16 protein-coding genes are annotated in these 18330 nt (G+C 62.3%); 8 read left to right on the forward strand and 8 right to left on the reverse strand.

Annotated elements, in window-relative coordinates:
• Window positions 1-26: 26 nt before the first annotated feature.
• The 4 genes from ppx to CO670_RS07285 form a co-directional block, all read right to left on the reverse strand.
• Window positions 27-1547 (reverse strand): exopolyphosphatase, encoded by a 1521-nt coding sequence (gene ppx / locus CO670_RS07270; protein ID WP_088687967.1) that lies wholly within the window; start codon window positions 1545-1547, stop codon window positions 27-29.
• Between the two features lie 12 nt (window positions 1548-1559).
• Window positions 1560-3764 carry an RNA degradosome polyphosphate kinase gene (locus CO670_RS07275; RefSeq protein ID WP_097589627.1) on the reverse strand — a complete coding sequence of 735 codons (2205 nt, stop codon included), beginning with the start codon at window positions 3762-3764 and terminating at the stop codon, window positions 1560-1562.
• Window positions 3765-3829: 65 nt separating this feature from the next.
• On the reverse strand, window positions 3830-4543 hold the full coding sequence (gene hdaA, locus CO670_RS07280; protein ID WP_097589628.1) for a DnaA regulatory inactivator HdaA: 714 nt from the start codon (window positions 4541-4543) through the stop codon (window positions 3830-3832).
• Window positions 4536-5660: an AI-2E family transporter gene (locus tag CO670_RS07285; protein WP_097589629.1), complete on the reverse strand. Its 1125-nt coding sequence runs from the start codon at window positions 5658-5660 to the stop codon at window positions 4536-4538. The genes hdaA and CO670_RS07285 overlap by 8 nt, the downstream gene beginning before the upstream one ends.
• Before the next feature lie 246 nt (window positions 5661-5906).
• On the opposite strand from CO670_RS07285, the gene purM reads away from it, so the two are divergent.
• Together purM and purN are read left to right on the forward strand one after the other, a co-directional pair.
• Window positions 5907-6980 carry a phosphoribosylformylglycinamidine cyclo-ligase gene (gene purM / locus CO670_RS07290; RefSeq protein WP_097589630.1) on the forward strand — a complete coding sequence of 358 codons (1074 nt, stop codon included), beginning with the start codon at window positions 5907-5909 and terminating at the stop codon, window positions 6978-6980.
• Window positions 6977-7648, forward strand: coding sequence for a phosphoribosylglycinamide formyltransferase (gene purN, locus CO670_RS07295; protein ID WP_097589631.1), 672 nt, complete (start codon window positions 6977-6979; stop codon window positions 7646-7648). The genes purM and purN overlap by 4 nt, the downstream gene beginning before the upstream one ends.
• On the opposite strand, the gene CO670_RS07300 is transcribed toward purN, so the two are convergent.
• The 3 genes from CO670_RS07300 to CO670_RS07310 all read right to left on the reverse strand — a co-directional run bounded on the left by CO670_RS07300 (window position 7645) and on the right by CO670_RS07310 (window position 11742).
• Entirely contained in the window at window positions 7645-8814 is a 1170-nt protein-coding gene (locus tag CO670_RS07300) for an alpha-D-ribose 1-methylphosphonate 5-triphosphate diphosphatase (protein WP_097589632.1), read from the reverse strand. The genes purN and CO670_RS07300 overlap by 4 nt on opposite strands.
• A gap of 136 nt (window positions 8815-8950) precedes the next feature.
• A complete protein-coding gene (locus tag CO670_RS07305; RefSeq protein ID WP_097589633.1) occupies window positions 8951-9541 on the reverse strand; it encodes an NUDIX domain-containing protein in 591 nt (196 codons plus the stop codon).
• Complete coding sequence (locus tag CO670_RS07310) at window positions 9538-11742, reverse strand: molybdopterin oxidoreductase family protein (RefSeq protein ID WP_097589634.1); 2205 nt, start codon at window positions 11740-11742, stop codon at window positions 9538-9540. Before CO670_RS07310 ends, CO670_RS07305 begins: the two co-directional genes overlap by 4 nt.
• A gap of 16 nt (window positions 11743-11758) precedes the next feature.
• Here CO670_RS07310 and CO670_RS07315 point away from each other — a divergent pair, with 16 nt between their 5' ends.
• Window positions 11759-12628, forward strand: coding sequence for a 23S rRNA (adenine(2030)-N(6))-methyltransferase RlmJ (locus tag CO670_RS07315; protein ID WP_097589635.1), 870 nt, complete (start codon window positions 11759-11761; stop codon window positions 12626-12628).
• 93 nt (window positions 12629-12721) lie between these two features.
• Window positions 12722-13318: a glutathione S-transferase gene (locus CO670_RS07320; RefSeq protein WP_097589636.1), complete on the forward strand. Its 597-nt coding sequence runs from the start codon at window positions 12722-12724 to the stop codon at window positions 13316-13318.
• A gap of 97 nt (window positions 13319-13415) precedes the next feature.
• Here the strand turns inward: CO670_RS07320 and CO670_RS07325 are convergent, their stop codons facing one another.
• A complete protein-coding gene (locus tag CO670_RS07325; protein WP_097589637.1) occupies window positions 13416-14051 on the reverse strand; it encodes an outer membrane protein in 636 nt (211 codons plus the stop codon).
• A gap of 365 nt (window positions 14052-14416) precedes the next feature.
• Here CO670_RS07325 and CO670_RS07330 point away from each other — a divergent pair, with 365 nt between their 5' ends.
• From CO670_RS07330 to moaD, 4 genes are all read left to right on the forward strand, one after another.
• Window positions 14417-15184 carry an SDR family oxidoreductase gene (locus CO670_RS07330; RefSeq protein WP_097589638.1) on the forward strand — a complete coding sequence of 256 codons (768 nt, stop codon included), beginning with the start codon at window positions 14417-14419 and terminating at the stop codon, window positions 15182-15184.
• On the forward strand, window positions 15181-17220 hold the full coding sequence (gene uvrC / locus CO670_RS07335; protein ID WP_097589639.1) for an excinuclease ABC subunit UvrC: 2040 nt from the start codon (window positions 15181-15183) through the stop codon (window positions 17218-17220). Before CO670_RS07330 ends, uvrC begins: the two co-directional genes overlap by 4 nt.
• 163 nt (window positions 17221-17383) lie before the next feature.
• Window positions 17384-17974 carry a CDP-diacylglycerol--glycerol-3-phosphate 3-phosphatidyltransferase gene (gene pgsA, locus CO670_RS07340; protein ID WP_088687979.1) on the forward strand — a complete coding sequence of 197 codons (591 nt, stop codon included), beginning with the start codon at window positions 17384-17386 and terminating at the stop codon, window positions 17972-17974.
• A complete protein-coding gene (moaD, locus tag CO670_RS07345) occupies window positions 17971-18225 on the forward strand; it encodes a molybdopterin converting factor subunit 1 (RefSeq protein WP_088687980.1) in 255 nt (84 codons plus the stop codon). The genes pgsA and moaD overlap by 4 nt, the downstream gene beginning before the upstream one ends.
• Window positions 18226-18330 lie beyond the last annotated feature (105 nt).

The raw sequence follows: 18330 nt of genomic DNA on the forward strand, positions 1-18330 counted from the left end.
GTGCGGCATAACGGCCGCAATTCAGCCTATTCGAACCGGAACGCCAGCCTTTTGTTCGTCAGCCGCGACAGCTGCTGCAGGCGGCCATCCAGGCGTTCGCCGGCGAAGTCCCGGTATTCGGGGGGCACGACAAATTCGAGATCGAGATCCGGGTTCGACGACTTGCGGAAGGTCAGGTTCTTGACGATCCCCGGCATCGAGGCGGAGAAGAGGTAGACGACGCGCAGCATGCCGCCGAGCAGCTTGGCGCGGTCGATGAACTGGGGTGTTGCAATCTGCGCCAGCGGACCGGTGGCGCCGTCGTCGTGCAGACCTTCGAAACGGTAATAATTGCTGAGCGCGATGAAGGCGCGGCCAGGATGGCTGATACCGACGAAGGAGGAGTGGGCGATGACGTTCAGCGCCTGCAGGCCGCGATAATCGGGATGGGCGCGCCAGCTGATATCGGCTAGCAGACAGGCAGCCTGGCGATAGCGGCTTTCCTCTTCGCTTTCCTGGACGTCGAAGAAGGGCATCATGCGCCCGGTCCATTCCGCCAGCTCGCGGGCATGCTCCGGTGAGCGGGCACGCAGAATGGCGAGCTCACGGGCAGCAGCCAGCAGCGGATCGGCCCTGCGTTCGGATTCGGACAGCAAGGAATAGAGATAGCCCTCGCGCACGCCCTGTGCCGAAAAGGAAATCACCGAAGGCTTCATCGCAGTCAGCACTTCCTGCATGGCGATGGCGCCGAAGGGCAACAGCGAGCGGCGATGCTTGGATACGGCCTGAAAGGCCGGCTCCTTGGAATCCTTGGCGGCGACCACCTGATCGAGGAACTGTATCATCGCGCCGAGGGAGACTTCGTAGCCCTGCATCATATGCAGCGGATAACGGGTGATCTCCATGTGCAGCTTGGCAATGTTTCGCCACGTGCCGCCAACCGCATAGAATGTGCGCCCCTCCCCCCTGGAGAGAAGCTTGGCCATCTTGACCTGCTTGCGGGCAAAGGTGCGCGCTTTGGAGAGCGAGCCGCCGGCATATTCGGACAGCCGCAGGCCGCCGAGCGGCAGCGTCACGCCGTTGCTGACGTCCTTGCCCCTGATATCGATCAGTTCAAGGGAACCGCCGCCGAGGTCACCGGCGATGCCATCCGGATTGAAGAAGCCGCTGATGATCCCGAGTGAGGCGAAGCGAGCCTCCTCCTCTCCCGACAGCACACGAACATGGCGTTGCAGGATCGTCTCGGCCTGATGGATGAAATCCGGTCCGTTGCTCGCCTCGCGCGCGGCGGCGGTCGCCAGCACATACATGGTGGCGGCGCGAGCCTGATCGGACAAAGCCTTGAACCGGTGAAGGGCCTGGAGCGCGCGCGCAACGCTTTCCTCATCCATCTTCCCGGTGAGGGCTATGCCCTTGCCGAGGCCGCAAAGGACCTTTTCGTTGAAGAGGATGGTCGGCGAGCGGGACAGTCCTTCGTAGACGACGAGACGAATCGAATTCGATCCAATGTCGACCACGGAGACCGGGGCGATCCCCGGAAGGCGCCCCTGGGCTTCAGATTCAACCATTTAGGTCCAGTTTTACTTGTTGTTGCGGCCTTCAAGCAGGCCGGCGATCAGCTTCGGCGCACTGGACTTCAAGGCTTCACCACGGCCTGAGAGGCTCGGATTCGTCATGAAATACTGCTGCGCATTAAACGGTTCCTCGCCTCTGCGCACTTCCATGCGCCGCGACGTACCGTCGGGCAATATCTCGTAGCTTTGCTGATTGTCAATCACGTTGCCGAGCATAATCTGTGACAAGACCTGCTCGTGAACGGTCGGGTTCGTCAGCGGAACCATGGTTTCGACGCGGCGGTCGAGATTTCGCGGCATCATGTCGGCCGAGCCGATGTAAACCAGCGCCTTGTCGGACGGCAGGCCATGGCCGTTGCCAAAGCAGAAGATGCGGCTGTGCTCGAGGAAGCGGCCGACGATCGACTTGACGCGGATCTTTTCCGAGAGGCCCGGCACCTGCGGACGCAGGCAGCAGATGCCGCGCACGACGAGGTCGATCTCGACGCCGGCATGGCTGGCGCGATAGAGCGCGTCGATGATGTCGGGATCGACGAGGGCGTTCATCTTCATCCAGATCGCGGCCGGCGCGCCGTTCCGGGCGTGCTGAATCTCTTCCTCGATGTGGCGCAGGATGCGCGAGCGCAACGTATAGGGCGAGATGGCGAGCTGCATGCCTTCTTCAGGCTCGCCGTAACCGGTGATGAAATTGAAGATGTTCGCCATGTCGTGGGCGATGACGGGGTTGCAGGTGAAATAGGAGAGATCGGTATAGATCTTGGCGGTGATCGGATGGTAGTTGCCGGTTCCCAGATGGCAATAGGTCCTGAGCTTGCCCTCCTCGCGGCGGACGACCATCGACATCTTGGCGTGGGTCTTGAGCTCGATGAAGCCGAAGACGACCTGCACGCCGGCGCGCTCGAGATCGCGCGCCCAGCGGATATTCGCCTCTTCGTCGAAGCGCGCCTTGAGCTCGACCAGCGCCGTCACCGACTTGCCGGCTTCGGCAGCATCGATCAGCGCACGGACGATCGGGCTGTCGTTGGAGGTACGGTAGAGCGTCTGCTTTATCGCCAGGACGTCAGGATCGCGCGCAGCCTGGAGGAGAAACTGGACCACCACGTCGAAGGATTCGTAGGGGTGGTGGACGACCATGTCCTTTTCGCGGATGGCGGCAAAGCAGTCGCCGGCATGTTCGCGGACGCGCTCGGGAAATCGCGCATTGTAGGGCTGGAACCTGAGATCGTCGCGCGGCGCCTTGGTGATCTCGGACAGGGTGTTCAGCGCCAGAAGGCCCGGCAGAACGGCGACGCGATTGTCGGGAATGCTCAGCGCCTGGACGACGAACTGGCGGAGCGAGGCCGGCATTTCGGAGTCGGTCTCGATGCGGATCACCTTGCCGCGGCGGCGGCGCTTCAGCGCCGTCTCGAAGAAGCGGACGAGATCCTCGGCCTCTTCCTCGACTTCGATATCGCTGTCTCGGATGATGCGGAACGTACCGGAACCCTGCACCTCGTAACCCGGATAGAGCCGGTGGATGAAGATGTTGGCGACATCTTCCAGCGTGATGTAGCGAATGGTGCCGGCGTCATCCGGCAGGCGGACGAAACGGTCGAGCGCCGGCGGCAGGCGCAGCAGCGCCGTCATCGGCTCGCGGCCGCTCTTGCTGACGAGCTGCAGGCCGATCGAGAAACCGAGATTCGGAATGAACGGGAACGGATGGGCCGGATCGATCGACAAAGGCGTCAGCACCGGGAAGATCGACTGTTCGAACTCGTTTGCCAGCCACTGGCGATCGGCCTCGCTCAAGGCGCCGGGCCGCACGATCAGAATGTCTTCCTTGGCGAGATACTGCTGCAGCACGGCAAGCGAAGCCTGCTGCTCCATCTGCAGATGATCGATCTCCTGCAGGATCGAGTCGAGCTGTTCGGCCGGCGTCTTGCCGTCGGGGCTGCGGATGGCGATGTTCTGGCGCACCTGGCCCTCGAGGCCGGCAACACGCACCATGAAGAACTCATCGAGGTTTGCGGCCGAGATCGACAGGAAGCGAACCCGCTCGAGCAGCGGATGCTCGGTATTCAGCGTCTCTTCGAGGACGCGGCGGTTGAACTGCAGCCAGGAGAATTCGCGGTTGATGAAGCGCTCTGGGCTCGTGAGCAGCTCTTCCAGCGGGGGCATGTTGTCGTTGGTCTGCGGGAAGACTTCCTGATTTTCTGCGACTGCGCTGTCCATGATCCGCTTCCCCCGTTTCCAATCGCGACGGCGAATATATCAGTTTCACGACGGAACTGTGACAGTCAATCGGCCGGTTCCGAATTTCCCAATTCATTCAATACTTCGGCAGCAAGAGACCGGGTGATTTTCGTGCCCCGCGACAGGGCCAGCCGGTCCAGCCTGTCGACGATCGTCTGGGCCGCGTTGAGCGACCGCTCCATCCGGTTGACGATATAGAGCACGAGTTTGTCATCTATATAAAGCTGCCGGTCGGCGAAGAGCTTGACGATCACCTGCGACAACAGCGCCTCATCGGGTTCGCCGATTTCGACGACGGTCGCAGCCTTGAGACGAGAGCGCAGATCGGGCAGCTGAACCGGCCAGGACATCGGCCAGAGACGGCTTGTTATCAACAGGCTGGTGCCGTTTTCGCGCACGCTGTTGATGACGTGGAAGAGCGCGTTGTCGTCAAAGCCCTGGCGGTCGGCATCCTCGAACAGCACCGGGCCGGCGGCTGCGGCAACCGCGGCGTCCGAGCCAAGCTCGGGATGGATGCTGACGGCGCCGCTCAACTCGCTCCAGATGCGGGCGAGATGGGATTTTCCCGAGCCGACGGGGCCGGCGAGCACCACGACCGGCGACGGCCATTCCGGCCAGGCATCGACGATCGAAACGGCGGCGGCAAGGCGCTCCGAGATCAGCAGATCGTCACGGCCGCTTGCGGCATCGTGCGAAAAGAGCAGCGACAACTGCTCCGCGGCCTTGCGCTTCAGCACAGCATTCTTCACGTCATTCATTGGGAACTGATTTCGTCTTCCGGGCGCGGGTACCAGGCGACCCGCCAAAATAAAGATCGCTCTGAAGGTAGCGTGAAAGCGCGAAACGGACAAGAACGCCGACGGCGGCGGCAGCCGGCACGGCGACCAGAAGACCGACGAAGCCGAAAAGCGCGCCGAAGGCGAAGAGCGCAAACATCAGCCAGACCGGATGCAGGCCGACGCTGGAGCCGACGAGCTTCGGCTGCAGGATGTTGCCTTCCAGGAACTGGCCGCTGAAGAAAACGACGAGCACCAGGCCGATCCAGGGATAATCCGGCCAGAACTGCACGAGCGCCACGCCGACGGACAGAACGAGGCCGACCAGCGAGCCGACATAGGGAATGAAACTGATCATGCCGGCAAAGAGACCGATCAGCAGGCCGAAATTCAGCCCGACGAGAGACAGCCCGGCGGCGTAATAGATGCCGAGGATGAGGCAGAGCGAGCCCTGGCCGCGAATGAAGCCGGCGATCGCTTGGTCGATCTCCTTGGCGATCTGGCGGACATCGGCGACGTAATCGCGCGGGATCCACTGATCGACCTTGGAGACCATACGGTCCCAGTCGAGCAGGATATAAAAGGCGACGACGGGAGTGACGACCAGCAGCGATATGACGTCGACGATCGCCTTGCCGGAATTCCAGATCTGCGCGAAGAGCCCGGTCAAGAAGCCCATGCCCTCGGAGAGGATGCCGGAGAAATTGTCCTTGATCGTGCCGGCCTGGCTCCTGACCCATTCCGGCAGCAGCGAGTTCTTCGAATTGTCGATGAACTGCTGCAGCTGGCTGATATAACCCGGCAGCCGTTCGGCGAAATCGTTGAACTGGCTGACGAGCACGGGAATGAGGATCATCAGCGCCAGGGTGAAGGTGATGACGAAGGCGATCAGGATGACGATCGTCGCCATCATGCGGCTCAGACCCAGCCGCTGCAGTCTGTCTGCCACCGGATCGAGGAAATAGGCGATCGCCATGCCAGCGATGAAAGGCAGCAGGATCGAGCTGAAGACATAAAGAAAGGCGATGAAGAAGACGAGCACGGCCAGCCAGAAGAAGATCTGGCGCTTCAGACTGTTGCCGCTGACATGCTGTGGCATCGCTTCCCCGCTGATGGCTCGCCGCCGCTAAACGCCGCGTCTTCTGCGACGCGGTCATCAGCACATAGGATGCAGGCGCAAAGATGGTCAACCCTGTCGCGGCAATTCCGGAAAATGCCGGCTGAAGACGCGGGAAATTGGGGGCTTTTCCCATGCAGCGCTTGCATAAACGCCCCTGCCATGCAATTGCGACCGGCAGATGACGCGGCATGTTGGCCGCCTGAAAAACAGCCATCGGAGACCAGCATGAGCCAGTCTGGGAAAAACGGCCTGACCTACAGCGACGCAGGCGTCGACATCGATGCCGGCAACCTCCTCGTCGAGAAGATCAAGCCGGCGGTGCGCTCGACGCGCCGTCCCGGCGCCGACGGCGAAATCGGCGGCTTCGGCGGGCTCTTCGACCTCAAGGCAGCGGGCTTTACCGATCCGGTTCTCGTCGCCGCCAATGACGGCGTCGGCACCAAGCTGAAGATCGCGATCGACGCGGACTATCACGACACCGTCGGCATCGACCTCGTCGCCATGTGCGTCAACGATCTCGTCGTCCAGGGCGCCGAGCCGCTATTCTTCCTCGATTACTTCGCGACCGGCAAGCTCGACCCCGACCAGGGTGCCGCGATCGTCGGCGGCATTGCCGCCGGTTGCCGCGAGGCGGGCTGTGCGCTGATCGGCGGCGAGACGGCCGAAATGCCCGGCATGTATTCCTCCGGCGACTACGACCTTGCCGGCTTTGCCGTCGGCGCTGCCGAACGCGGCAAGCTGCTGCCCTCCGGCGACATTGCCGAGGGCGACGTGATTCTCGGCCTCGCCTCGTCAGGCGTCCATTCCAACGGCTTCTCGCTGGTACGCAAGATCGTGGAACTGTCCGGCCTCGGCTGGGATGCGCCGGCGCCGTTCACCGAAGGCAAGAAGCTCGGCGAAGCCCTGCTGGAGCCGACCCGCATCTATGTGAAGCCGCTGCTGAAGGCGATCCGCGAGACGGGTGCGCTGAAGGCGCTCGCGCACATTACCGGCGGCGGCTTCCCGGAAAATATTCCGCGCGTGCTGCCGAAGCACCTGGCGGCCGAGATCGATCTTGCCGCCGTCAAGGTCCCGCCGGTGTTTTCGTGGCTCGCCAAGATGGGCGGCGTCGAGGCCAAGGAAATGCTGCGCACCTTCAACTGCGGCGTCGGCATGATCGTGGTCGTCGCCGAAGAGAATGCCGCCGCGGTATCGCAGGCGCTCGAAGCCGAAGGCGAAAAGGTCATAACGCTCGGCCGGATGATTGCCCGCGCCGAAGGCGCTGCCGGCACAGTCTATAAGGGCACGCTTGCCATATGAGCGCGCCGCGCAAACGCGTCGTCGTCCTCATATCCGGCGGCGGCTCCAACATGATGGCGCTGGTCGCCGCAGCGAAAGCGGCCGACTATCCGGCTGAAATCGTCGGCGTGATATCAGACAAGGCGGAGGCCGGCGGCCTCGCCAAGGCGGCCGCCGAAGGCATCGCCACCTTCGCCTTCCCTCGCAAGGACTATGCCAGCAAGGAAGCGCATGAGGCGGCGATCTTTGCCGCCCTCGATAAGCTTTCGCCCGACATCCTCTGTCTGGCGGGCTACATGCGGCTGCTGACGGCGACCTTCATCCAGCGTTATGAAGGCCGCATGCTCAACATCCACCCTTCCCTGCTGCCGCTGTTTCCTGGCCTGCACACCCATCAGCGCGCCATCGACGCCGGCATGCGCATCGCCGGCTGCACGGTCCATTTCGTCACCGAAGGCATGGACGAGGGTCCTGTCATCGGCCAAGCCGCCGTTCCGATTCTCACAGGCGATACGGCCGAAAGCCTTGCGGCGCGCGTGCTCACCGTCGAACACCAGATCTATCCGCAAGCGCTGCGGCTCTTTGCCGAAGGCGGTGTGGCGATGGAAGGCGGCAAGGCCGTGGGCACCCAGGGTTCGGCCGCCGTGCCCAAAGCACAGCTGATTTCGCTGATCGGCGATCGGGCTTAAGCCGCCAGCGCCCGCAACGGATGCAGCGTGCCATCGCTGTAGACGAAGCGGCCGGCGCGGAAGGTGGCGCGGATGCGGTTGATGTCGCCCGGCTCGACCACGACCAGATCGGCGCGCTGGCCGATGGCGATTTCGCCGCGATCCTGAAGACCGGCCGAACGGGCAGCGTTGCCGGTCGCCATGGCGACGGCGGCCGGGAGGCCGCCTTCCACCATTTCCGCGAGCTTGAAGATGCCGGGCACGAAGGCGGCTGGATGATAATCGGCGGCGATGACGCTGAGCAGTCCGGCCCTTGCAGCATCGAGCGCGCTGAGATTACCCGACATCGACTGGCCGCGCAGCGCGTTCGGCGCGCCCATCAGCGTCCAGAGGCCGCGGCGGCGCGCCTCTTCGGCCGCAGGCGCGGTAACCGGAAACTCGCTGATGGTGACGCCGAGATCGTGCATTTCGGCAACTTTTTCGACGCTGTCGTCATCATGCGAGGCCAGCGACAGCCTGTGCTTCAGCGACAGCGCGACGATCTCCTTCAGCTTGGTCTCGATTTCGGGATTGTTGCGCATGGCGATGCGCTTGGCGACGATCTCGGCCGCCATGTCCTCGGAGACGGCGCGGCGCTCGGAAATGCTGAGGATATAGCTCTGCAGGTTGTTGTACTGACCCTGGCCCGGCGTGTGGTCGGTCAGCGAAACCATGTCGATCTCACCGGCGTTCAGCAGACGCTCCAGCACGGCGGCGGCGCCGATATTGGTGATTTCGTAGCGGGCGTGGACGCGGTGGTCGATCAGGAGATTGTCGCGCAGCCGGTTGATGCCCTCGATCACGGCCGATGTCGTCTCCAGCGAACGGACATGGCCGTAGACGCTTTCGGTCGCGAAGGAGACGGCGGCAAATGCCGTCGTGACGCCGGCGGCGGCAAGCTTCTTGTCGAGTTCGTGAATGCCGAAATCGATCGGCATCGTCGCATTCGGCCGCGGCGCGATCTCGCGCTCGATCATGTCGCCGTGCAGATCGACGAAACCTGGCATCAGCAGCCGCCCGCCGCCATCGATGACGGCACCGGCAACCGGTTCCGGCCGGATCTCGGCGATGGCGCCATCCTCGACACGCACGGAACCTTCACTCACCACCTCGTTTGGCAGAACGAGGGTGAAATTGCTGAGCCACATGGCCTTCTCCTGAGCGATCCGAGGTTGACAAGCCGCAGCGGATAGAACCGCTCCATGACATTCGTATGAAATCGTAAGCGCTATTATCTCAATGCGGAAAACGGGCCGCCAAGCCGCCCTAAGACCGCCTCATCCGCTATCGAATTTTGTGTCTGTTCAAGGCCGCCCATTGCAGCAGCACGATCGTCTTGGCGTCGAAGATCTCGCCGGTTTCGATCATCCGGGCCGCCTCATCCAGCGGAATTTCAAGAACCTCGATATCCTCATGTTCCTCGGCCAGACCGCCGCCTTCGGCGACGCGGTCGGTGGTATCGATGAGGGAAACGAAGAAATGAATGACCTCAGCGATAGCCCCCGGCGAGGTATAGGATTTGAAAAGGAAGCGGGCCTCACGCAGGCGGTAGCCGGTTTCCTCCATCGCCTCGCGGCGGATCGCCTGTTCGGGATGGTCATCGTCGAGAAGGCCGGCCGGCACCTCGATCGTCCAGGCAGGATCGCCGTTGAGATGCACAGGCAGACGGAACTGGCGGACGAGGACGACGCGGTCACGCCTGGGATCATAGAGCAGAATGCAGGCGGCCGGCGTGCGGTGGTAGACCTCCCGCTTCAGCCGCTGGGTCGCGCCTTTGCGGTCGATATAGTCGAGCAGATAGCTGCTCAGCCGCGTCCATCCATTCGACAGAATTTCCTCGCCGACGATCTTCACCCGTGATTTCGGCTGCATCATACCGTGTCCTTGCGAAGCCAGACCTTGTTGTCGTGCACGGCCGCGCCGCCATAAGGCGCGACCGGATCGGCGCCGGTCAGGACGTTGATGCCCTCGCCGTCCACATGCGCCTTGTTCGGCCAGAGGCCCTCGGCGATCAGTACGCCCGTCTTCACCTCGGTGGTGATGCGGGCGTGGATGCGCAGATCGCCGCGGCCGTTGCCGATGCGGACGAGTTCGCCATGCGCGATGTCATTGGCCTCGGCATCGACAGGATTGACCATCACCTCGGGGCGGCCTTCCTTCTGGCGGGAGGTCTTGGTTTCGGAAAAACTCGAATTCAGGAAGTTGCGGGCGGGCGACGTGGCGAGGCGGAAGGGATGCTCAGGGTCGGCCACTTCGATGACATCGACCTGATCGGGAAAAGCAGGCAGCTCGGCATGCGGCCCAAGCACGCCGATCGCGGCCGGGGGCTTGTTCGGCGCCGGCTGGTTGATCCAGTCCGGCCGGAAGTGGAACTTGCCGTCCGGATGGGCGAAGCCGTTCAAAAAATGCGCCTCCTCGAAAGCCGGCTGGCGATCGAACCATTTCTGTTCGAGGAAGTGGTCGTAGTCCGGCAGGTCGCTCGATTTCAGGATGCGGTCGATCATTTCGCGGGCGGTGAAACCGAAACCCGGGCGATCGGCGACGCCGAGGCGTTTTGCCAGTTCCTCGATGACGAAGAGATTGGTGCGCACGCTGGGCGGTGGCTCGACCAGCTTCGGCCCCAGCAGGATGTGGTTCTGGCCGCCGGCCCGGTAGATATCGTCATGTTCGACGAACATCGTCGCGGGCAGCACGATGTCGGCAATCTCCGCCGTTTCGGTCATGAACTGCTCATGGACGGCGACGAACAGGTCGTCGCGGGCAAAGCCGCGTCTGACGAGGCGCTGCTCGGGCGCGATGTTGGCGGGATTGGTGTTCTGGATCAGCATGGCCGTCACCGGGCCGCGATGGCGCAGCGCCACCGGATCGCCGGTCAGCACGCGGCCGATCTGCGACTGATCGAGCATGCGAATATCCGCGTCTTTCATCGACCGGCCAGTCAGCTCCACATTATTCATGCGGAAAATATCGCTGTTCGAATGGAAGGCGCCGCCGCCCTCATATTGCCAGGAGCCGAGAACGGTGGCTACCGAGGCAGCCGCGTGCATGGCGACCGCGCCGTTGCGCTGGCGGGTGAAGCCGTAGCCCAGGCGGAAGAAGGTCTTCTTCGTGGTGCCCACGAGACGGGCAAAGGCTTCGATCTCCTCGACGGAAAGGCCGGTGATATCGGCAGCCCATCGCGGCGTCTTCGTTTTCAGGTGCGCTTCGAGACCGGCCGGATCGTCGGCGTATCTAGCCATGTATTGGCGATCGGCATAGCCGTCGCGGAAGGCGACGTGCATGACGGCGCAGGCGAGTGCCGCGTCGGTGCCCGGCCTGACGATCAAGGCCATATCGGCCTGCTTCATCGTCGGATTGTCGTAGATGTCGATGACGACGATCTTGGCGCCGCGTTCCTTGCGCGACTTGATCGCGTGGGTCATCACGTTGACCTGGGTCGAAACCGCATTGGTGCCCCAGATGACGACGCAGTCGGTGCGGCCCATCTCGCGCGGGTCGGGGCCGCGCAGCACGCCGGTCGCCATGGTGAAGCCGGTCCAGGCGGGATTGGTGCAGATCGAAGAGAAGAAGCCGGAATAACGCTTGGCGTGGCGCAGACGATCGATCGAGTCACGCTGCACCCAGCCCATGGTGCCGGCGTAGAAATAGGGCCAGATCGCCTCGCTGCCGTCTTTGGCCTCGGCCTTCACGAAAGCTTCGGCGATCTCATCCAGCGCATCGTCCCAGGAAATCTGCTGCCACTGCCCTGCCCCCTTGGCGCCGGCGCGGCGCAGCGGATGCATCAGGCGGTCGGGATGATAAAGCCGCTCGGCATAGCGGGCCACCTTGGCGCAGATGACGCCCGCCGTATAGGAATGATCGCCCGCGCCGCGCACGCGGCCGATGCGGCCATCCTCTGATATCTCGACCTCGAGCGCGCATGTGGAGGGACAGTCGTGCGGACAGGCCGTGTGGCCGACCTTGCTGTCCAGCTTGGGGGATTTGGCGTGGATGGGGGTCGCAATGTTCATGGCATTTGTATATGCCAAGCCTTGAATGGCCAAAAGCCACAAAAGCTCCCCATGACGTGAATTCATACGGACATCAGCGAAAATGAACTACCGCCACATCTACCACGCGGGCAATTTTGCCGATGTGCTGAAACATGCCGTGCTGGCGCGGCTGATCCGCTACATGCAGAAGAAGGAAGGCGCCTTCCGGGTGCTCGACACCCATGCCGGCATCGGGCTCTATGACCTTTCCTCCGAGGAAGCGCAAAAGACCGGAGAGTGGCAGGGCGGCATCGGGAAATTGATGGAAGCGGATCTGGGATCCCAGGTTTCCGAACTGCTGGAACCCTACCTCTCGGCGATCCGCGAGCTCAATCCGGAGGGCGGCATCCGCTTTTATCCCGGGTCGCCGAAGCTTGCGCGCATGCTGTTCCGCCCGCAGGACCGGCTGTCGGCGATGGAGCTGCATCCCGAAGACTTCGCCCGCCTGCACCGGCTGTTCGAAGGCGATCACCACGCCCGCATCACCGAGCTCGACGGCTGGCTGGCGCTCGGCGCGCATCTGCCGCCGAAGGAAAAGCGCGGCATCGTACTCGTCGACCCGCCCTTCGAGGAAGAGGACGAATATGAGCGACTGGCCCAGGGGCTGGAAAAGGCCTATCGCCGCTTTCCCGGCGGCACTTACTGCCTGTGGTATCCGCTGAAGAAGGGCGCGCCGATCAAGGAGTTCCACGAGACGCTGCAGGCGCTCGACATTCCGAAAATGCTCTGCGCCGAACTGACCGTTCGCAGCGACCGCGGCATTACCGGACTGACCGGCTCCGGCCTCGTCATCGTCAATCCGCCCTTCACGCTGAAGGATGAACTGCATCAGATGCTGCCGGCCTTGAAGGACCATCTGGCGCAGGACCGCTTCGCCTCGCACCGCGCCTTCTGGCTGCGCGGCGAGAACAAGACCGTCAAGGACGATTGACCTTTCCGAAAATCGATTCCGATTTTCGGGCTTATGCGCTAGCGTCGGAAACTGTCCCGCCTACAGATCTTACAAATTTTCATCAGGTGTCCCATGAAGCTGCTTTGTTCATCCACCTCGCCTTATTCCAGCAAGGTCAGGATGGCCGCGCACTATCTGGGCATCGAGCTGAACGCCATACGGGTCGATACCAATACCGGGCCGGCGATCCTGGTGGACAACAATCCGCTCGGCAAAATCCCCACGCTTCTGACCGATGACGGCGCCTCGATCTTCGACAGCGTGGCGATCATGCATTTTTTCGACCGGCTGACGAAGGGCGGGCTCTACCCTTCCAAGAAGGGTAAGCGCACGGATGCCGAGGTTCTCGAAGCGCTCTGTGACGGCATCTGCGATTGCCTGCTCGCAATCACCTACGAGCGGCGCTTCCGCGACGAGGAAAAAATTTACCAGCCCTGGATCGATCGGCAATGGAAGAAGGCGACGGCCGGGCTCGCTCATCTCGGCGCCAACCCGCCGAAGTTAGGCAAGAGGCTGACCGGCGGGCATTTCGCGCTCGCCGCCACGCTCGATTATCTCGACCTGCGATTCAAGGACCAGTGGGAAGCCGACCATGCGCCGCTGATCGACTGGCTGGCGCAGTTCGAAAAGAAATTCCCCGCCCATCGCGAGCTCAAGACAACCGCCTGACCCGCGGCTCGGTACAGGGCCGCCTGCGAATGACGGCCAAACCGCAAAAAGCCGGGCGACGTGCCCGGCTTCTTTAATTTCTGGATATGCTCTCGGCTTAGAACTTGACGCCGATACCGAGCTTGACGCTGTTCTCGTCGTAACCGCGCGAGAAGCTGCCGGAGTCGAGGTCGTAGTCCTTGCTCTGGTAATCGGTGTAGCGATATTCCAGGCGCGTCGTGATGTTGTTGGTCACGAAGGCTTCGACACCGGCGCCGACCGTGTAGCCGAAGTTCGTCTTGCTTTCAGACGAGGTGTCGTCGGAAACCTTGACGTCGCCGATGGCAAGACCAGCCGTACCGTAGAGCAGGAAGGGGTTCATGTCGTAGCCGACGCGGCCACGGACAGAGCCGTTCCAGCCATACTTGTTCTCAACACCGCCCGAGGAAACGTCGTCGCCGCTGTAGCCGAGATCGGATTCAACGCCGTAAACGATCTGGCCCTGCTGCCAGTTGTAGCCGGTGAAGACCTGGCCGCCGAAACCGTAGGTGTGGCGATCGGAACCGAAGTCACCCATGTTGTAGGTGCCGGCGCCGCCGAGGTAGAAGCCCTCCCAGTTGCCGGCCGGCTTGACCGGGGCGTCCTGGGCAACCGGTGCTTCCGGAACCTGATCGACGGCATCAGCCGCCTGAGCTGCCGAAATGCCCGCAATCGCAAAAGCGGAGGCCATGAGGCCAGCAATGAGTACACGCATACTTTTCTCCTTTCAGTCCCGCACCACTTGATCACTGTCTCTCAGCGAAGCATTGGCGGGAAATTTGCCAGATGTCCCTTCCGGATCGAGACTGAAATTGGAACTGAATTGCGGATTTGAAAGAGCCAAATTGTGATATCATTGTGGCTGCCGCATGGCCGAAATTCGATGTTGCTTGGAAGCAACATACACTTCATTAACCCTACTGAAGAGTTAAACTTAAATTACTTATTTTAAGAAATCGCATTCTTAAATAATACATAGAATATCCGGGCCGCGGACGCAACCGCCGCCGCCTATTTATATAATGTCCGCCGGCCCTTATATAGGTTGCACACAGACTCGCGGGACCAGAAGGCAGGATTTTGAACCACAAAAGACTTCGCTCAGCCCTCATAACAGGGGCTGCCAAGAGAATAGGCCGGGCAATCGCCGAAGACCTTGCTGCAAATGGCTTTTCCGTTGCGATCCACGCCAACGGCTCCGTCGGCGAGGCCGAGGAGCTGGCGGCGGAATTGCAGCGAAAGGGGCAAGGAGCGATCGCGCTGCAGGCCGACCTCACCGATATCGGCCAAACCGGAGAGCTCATTGCAAAGGCCTCCGAAGCCATTGGACCGCTCGATCTGCTCGTCAACAATGCGTCGGTCTTCCAGCATGATTCCGCCCGCAGCTTCAACGCCGCCACATGGGCCCTGCACTTCGACCTGCATGTGCGTGCGCCTTCGATCCTGGCGTCCGCCTTCGCGCAGCAGATGCCCGCCGAGGCAGTGGGGCTGATCGTCAACATCATCGACCAGAGGGTCTGGGCGCTGAGGCCCAGCTTCTATTCCTATACGCTCTCCAAGTCCGCGCTGTGGACGGCGACGCAGACGCTCGCCCAGGCACTGGCGCCACGCATCCGCGTCAACGCCATCGGGCCTGGTCCATCGATGCCGAGCGAGCGGCAGGCGCTGGAGGACTTCCAAGCGCAGGTCTCAGCCCTTATCTTGCAGCGAGGGCCAGCACTGGAGGAATTCGGACAAACGATTCGCTTCCTTTACGACACGCCCTCGATCACCGGCCAGATGATTGCCCTCGACGGCGGCCAGCACCTTGCCTGGCAGACGCCCGATGTGGCGGAGATTACGGAATGAACGGACGAAAGCTGCCGGATGGCGGCGTTCTCTACGACGAAACGGATGAGAATGAAGACGATATCGAGGTGGAAGGCGATGCTTCCGCCTCGCCGCTCGCGGCAGCCGTCGACTGGAATGCAGGCAGCCTCAACGAGACCGGCCTCATCGGCGCGGATCTGATCGGCGAATTCGTCAAGCGCCTGCCGAACAGCCCGGGCGTCTACCGCATGTTCAATGCCGAGGGCGACGTGCTTTATGTCGGCAAGGCGCGCAGCCTGAAGAAGCGCGTCGGCAATTACGCCGTCGGCCGCGTGCATTCCAACCGCATCGCCCAGATGGTGCGCCAGACGGCGAACATGGAATTCGTGACGACGCGCACGGAAACCGAAGCACTGCTGCTGGAAGCCAATCTGATCAAGCGCTTGCGGCCGCGTTTCAACGTGCTGCTGCGCGACGACAAGTCCTTTCCCTATATTCTCATCACCGGCGACCACCGCGCGCCCGCCATTTTCAAGCATCGCGGCGCAAGGGCGCGCAAGGGTGACTATTTCGGGCCCTTCGCTTCGGCCGGCGCGGTCGGGCGCACGATCAACTCGCTGCAGCGCGCCTTCCTGATCCGCACCTGCACCGACAGCGTCTTCGAGACGCGTGCCCGGCCCTGCCTGCTTTACCAGATCAAGCGCTGTTCCGGACCGTGCACGCACGAGGTCAGCGACGAGGGTTACGCCGAACTGGTGCAGGAGGCGAAGGACTTTCTCTCCGGTAAGAGCCAGAAGGTGAAGTCGCATATGGCCGAGGCCATGAACCAGGCGGCCGAGGACCTCGATTTCGAGCGGGCGGCGATCTATCGCGACCGCCTGGCCGCACTTTCGCACGTGCAGAGCCATCAGGGCATCAATCCCGCCGGCGTCGAGGAGGCCGATGTTTTCGCCATTCATCACGAAGGCGGCGTCTCCTGCATCCAGGTGTTCTTCTTCCGCACCGGCCAGAACTGGGGCAACCGCGCCTATTTCCCGAAGGCCGACCCGCAGCTTTCCAGCGCCGAGGTGCTGAATGCCTTCCTCGCGCAATTCTATGACGACAAGCCGGTGCCGAAACAGATCATGCTGTCGGAAACGGTCGAGGAGCTGGAACTGCTCGCGGCGGCGCTCAGCGAGAAGGCCGGACACAAGGTCTCCATCCTGGTGCCGCAGCGCGGCGAGAAGCGCGATCTGGTCGAGCACGTCATCGGCAATGCGCGCGAAGCGCATGGGCGAAAGCTTGCCGAAACGGCTTCGCAATCGCGGCTGCTGGAAGGCTTCAGGGAGACCTTCGGGCTTGCCTATGCGCCGCAGCGCATCGAGATCTACGACAACTCGCACATCATGGGCACCAATGCCGTCGGCGGCATGGTGGTGGCGGGGCCGGAAGGCTTCGTGAAGAACCAGTACCGCAAGTTCAACATCAAATCGACCGACATCACCCCCGGCGACGACTTCGGCATGATGCGCGAGGTGATGACGCGGCGCTTCTCGCGGCTGATCAAGGAGGAAGGCATTCCCGACCGGACGGCACAGGCAACCGCCGCCGATGCCGCGGACATGCCCTTCCCCGCCTGGCCCGACGTGATCCTGATCGATGGCGGCCAGGGGCAGATGACCGCCGTGCGCGCCATCCTGGCAGAGCTCGGGATCACCGACAGCGTGACGGCGATCGGCGTCGCCAAGGGCGTCGACCGCGAAGCCGGACGCGAACGCTTCTTCCCGCCCGGGCGCGAAAGCTTCACGCTGCCGCCGCGCGATCCGGTGCTCTACTTCATTCAGCGCATGCGCGACGAGGCCCACCGTTTTGCGATCGGCTCGCACCGGGCGCGGCGGAAGAAGGAAATGGTCAAGAACCCGCTCGACGAGATCGGCGGCATCGGTCCGTCGCGCAAGCGCGCGCTGCTTCAGCATTTCGGTACAGCAAAGGCGGTTTCGCGCGCTGCTCTTTCCGACCTAATGACTGTGGAGGGCATATCGGAGGCCGTCGCCAGGCAGGTCTATAACCATTTCCACGACGACGCCGCGAAATAACCGGCCTCCGTCGCAAATTCCACGCAAAGGCGGCGAAAAGACAGAAAGAATGTTGACGGTCCGCGGTCAAAGCCGTCATCTACCGCATCGGCCCGAAAATCGGAATCGATTTTCGTAAAGACGCGCGGCGCTGTCGCGGCGCATCAATTCAGAGAACGATCCCATGGCATCGCGTGCGTACAGCATTCCCAATCTTTTGACCTACGGCCGTATCCTCGCCGTGCCGGTGATTGTCCTCTGCTTCTTCATCGAAGGCAGATTGTCGATCAGCAATACGGCGCGCTGGGTGGCGCTCTGGATCTTCGTCATCGCCTCGATCACCGATTTCCTCGACGGCTATCTCGCCCGCATCTGGAACCAGACGTCGAATATCGGCCGCATGCTCGATCCGATCGCCGACAAGCTGCTGGTCGCCTCGATCCTTCTCTTGGTCGCGGCCGACCAGACCATCGCCGGCTGGTCGATCTGGGCGGCGATCACCATTCTCTGCCGCGAGATCCTGGTTTCCGGCCTGCGCGAATATCTGGCGGCGCTGAAGGTCAGCGTGCCGGTGACACGGATCGCCAAGTGGAAGACGACGCTGCAGCTCGTCGCCATCGCCTTCCTGCTCGCCGGACCGGCCGGCGACGAGATTTTCCCCTATACGACGCAGACGGGCATCGCGCTCTTATGGATCGCAGCGCTGCTGACCATCTACACCGGCTACGATTATTTCCGCGCCGGGCTGAAACATATCGTGGATGACGAGGAATGACGCGGCTTGTCTATTTCGCCTGGGTGCGCGAACGCATCGGCAAGGGCGAGGAGGAGATCGACCTCCCCTCCTCGGTCGTCACCGTCGCCGATCTTCTGAATCATTTGAAGACGCTGGGCGAAGAATATGAGGCCGCACTTCAATATCCCGACGTGATCCGCGTGGCGCTCGACATGGAGCATGTCGAACATGACGAGCCGATCTCCGGCGCGAAGGAGATCGGGATTTTTCCGCCGATGACGGGGGGATGAAACCCGGTTCGTCTGGGTTTTAGAAAGCTTACAATGGGTAGGACTGCGCACTTCCCTCTCTGCTCCCTCATTCCTGTGCTTGTCACAGGAATCCAGTGCGCCCAA

Source organism: Rhizobium sp. J15, from assembly GCF_002531825.1.
Taxonomy (GTDB): Bacteria; Pseudomonadota; Alphaproteobacteria; order Rhizobiales; family Rhizobiaceae; genus Rhizobium.

What these genes read in the sequence shown, in the direction of transcription:
- CO670_RS07305 (WP_097589633.1), bottom strand. Translation starts at nt 9,541, where the DNA reads ATGATGCAGCCGAAATCACGGGTGAAGATCGTCGGCGAGGAAATTCTG.
- purM (WP_097589630.1), top strand. Translation starts at nt 5,907, where the DNA reads ATGAGCCAGTCTGGGAAAAACGGCCTGACCTACAGCGACGCAGGCGTC.
- CO670_RS07315 (WP_097589635.1), top strand. Translation starts at nt 11,759, where the DNA reads ATGAACTACCGCCACATCTACCACGCGGGCAATTTTGCCGATGTGCTG.
- purN (WP_097589631.1), top strand. Translation starts at nt 6,977, where the DNA reads ATGAGCGCGCCGCGCAAACGCGTCGTCGTCCTCATATCCGGCGGCGGC.
- CO670_RS07285 (WP_097589629.1), bottom strand. Translation starts at nt 5,660, where the DNA reads ATGCCACAGCATGTCAGCGGCAACAGTCTGAAGCGCCAGATCTTCTTC.
- CO670_RS07300 (WP_097589632.1), bottom strand. Translation starts at nt 8,814, where the DNA reads ATGTGGCTCAGCAATTTCACCCTCGTTCTGCCAAACGAGGTGGTGAGT.
- hdaA (WP_097589628.1), bottom strand. Translation starts at nt 4,543, where the DNA reads ATGAATGACGTGAAGAATGCTGTGCTGAAGCGCAAGGCCGCGGAGCAG.
- CO670_RS07275 (WP_097589627.1), bottom strand. Translation starts at nt 3,764, where the DNA reads ATGGACAGCGCAGTCGCAGAAAATCAGGAAGTCTTCCCGCAGACCAAC.
- pgsA (WP_088687979.1), top strand. Translation starts at nt 17,384, where the DNA reads ATGGCATCGCGTGCGTACAGCATTCCCAATCTTTTGACCTACGGCCGT.
- CO670_RS07320 (WP_097589636.1), top strand. Translation starts at nt 12,722, where the DNA reads ATGAAGCTGCTTTGTTCATCCACCTCGCCTTATTCCAGCAAGGTCAGG.
- CO670_RS07325 (WP_097589637.1), bottom strand. Translation starts at nt 14,051, where the DNA reads ATGCGTGTACTCATTGCTGGCCTCATGGCCTCCGCTTTTGCGATTGCG.
- ppx (WP_088687967.1), bottom strand. Translation starts at nt 1,547, where the DNA reads ATGGTTGAATCTGAAGCCCAGGGGCGCCTTCCGGGGATCGCCCCGGTC.
- uvrC (WP_097589639.1), top strand. Translation starts at nt 15,181, where the DNA reads ATGAACGGACGAAAGCTGCCGGATGGCGGCGTTCTCTACGACGAAACG.
- CO670_RS07310 (WP_097589634.1), bottom strand. Translation starts at nt 11,742, where the DNA reads ATGAATTCACGTCATGGGGAGCTTTTGTGGCTTTTGGCCATTCAAGGC.
- moaD (WP_088687980.1), top strand. Translation starts at nt 17,971, where the DNA reads ATGACGCGGCTTGTCTATTTCGCCTGGGTGCGCGAACGCATCGGCAAG.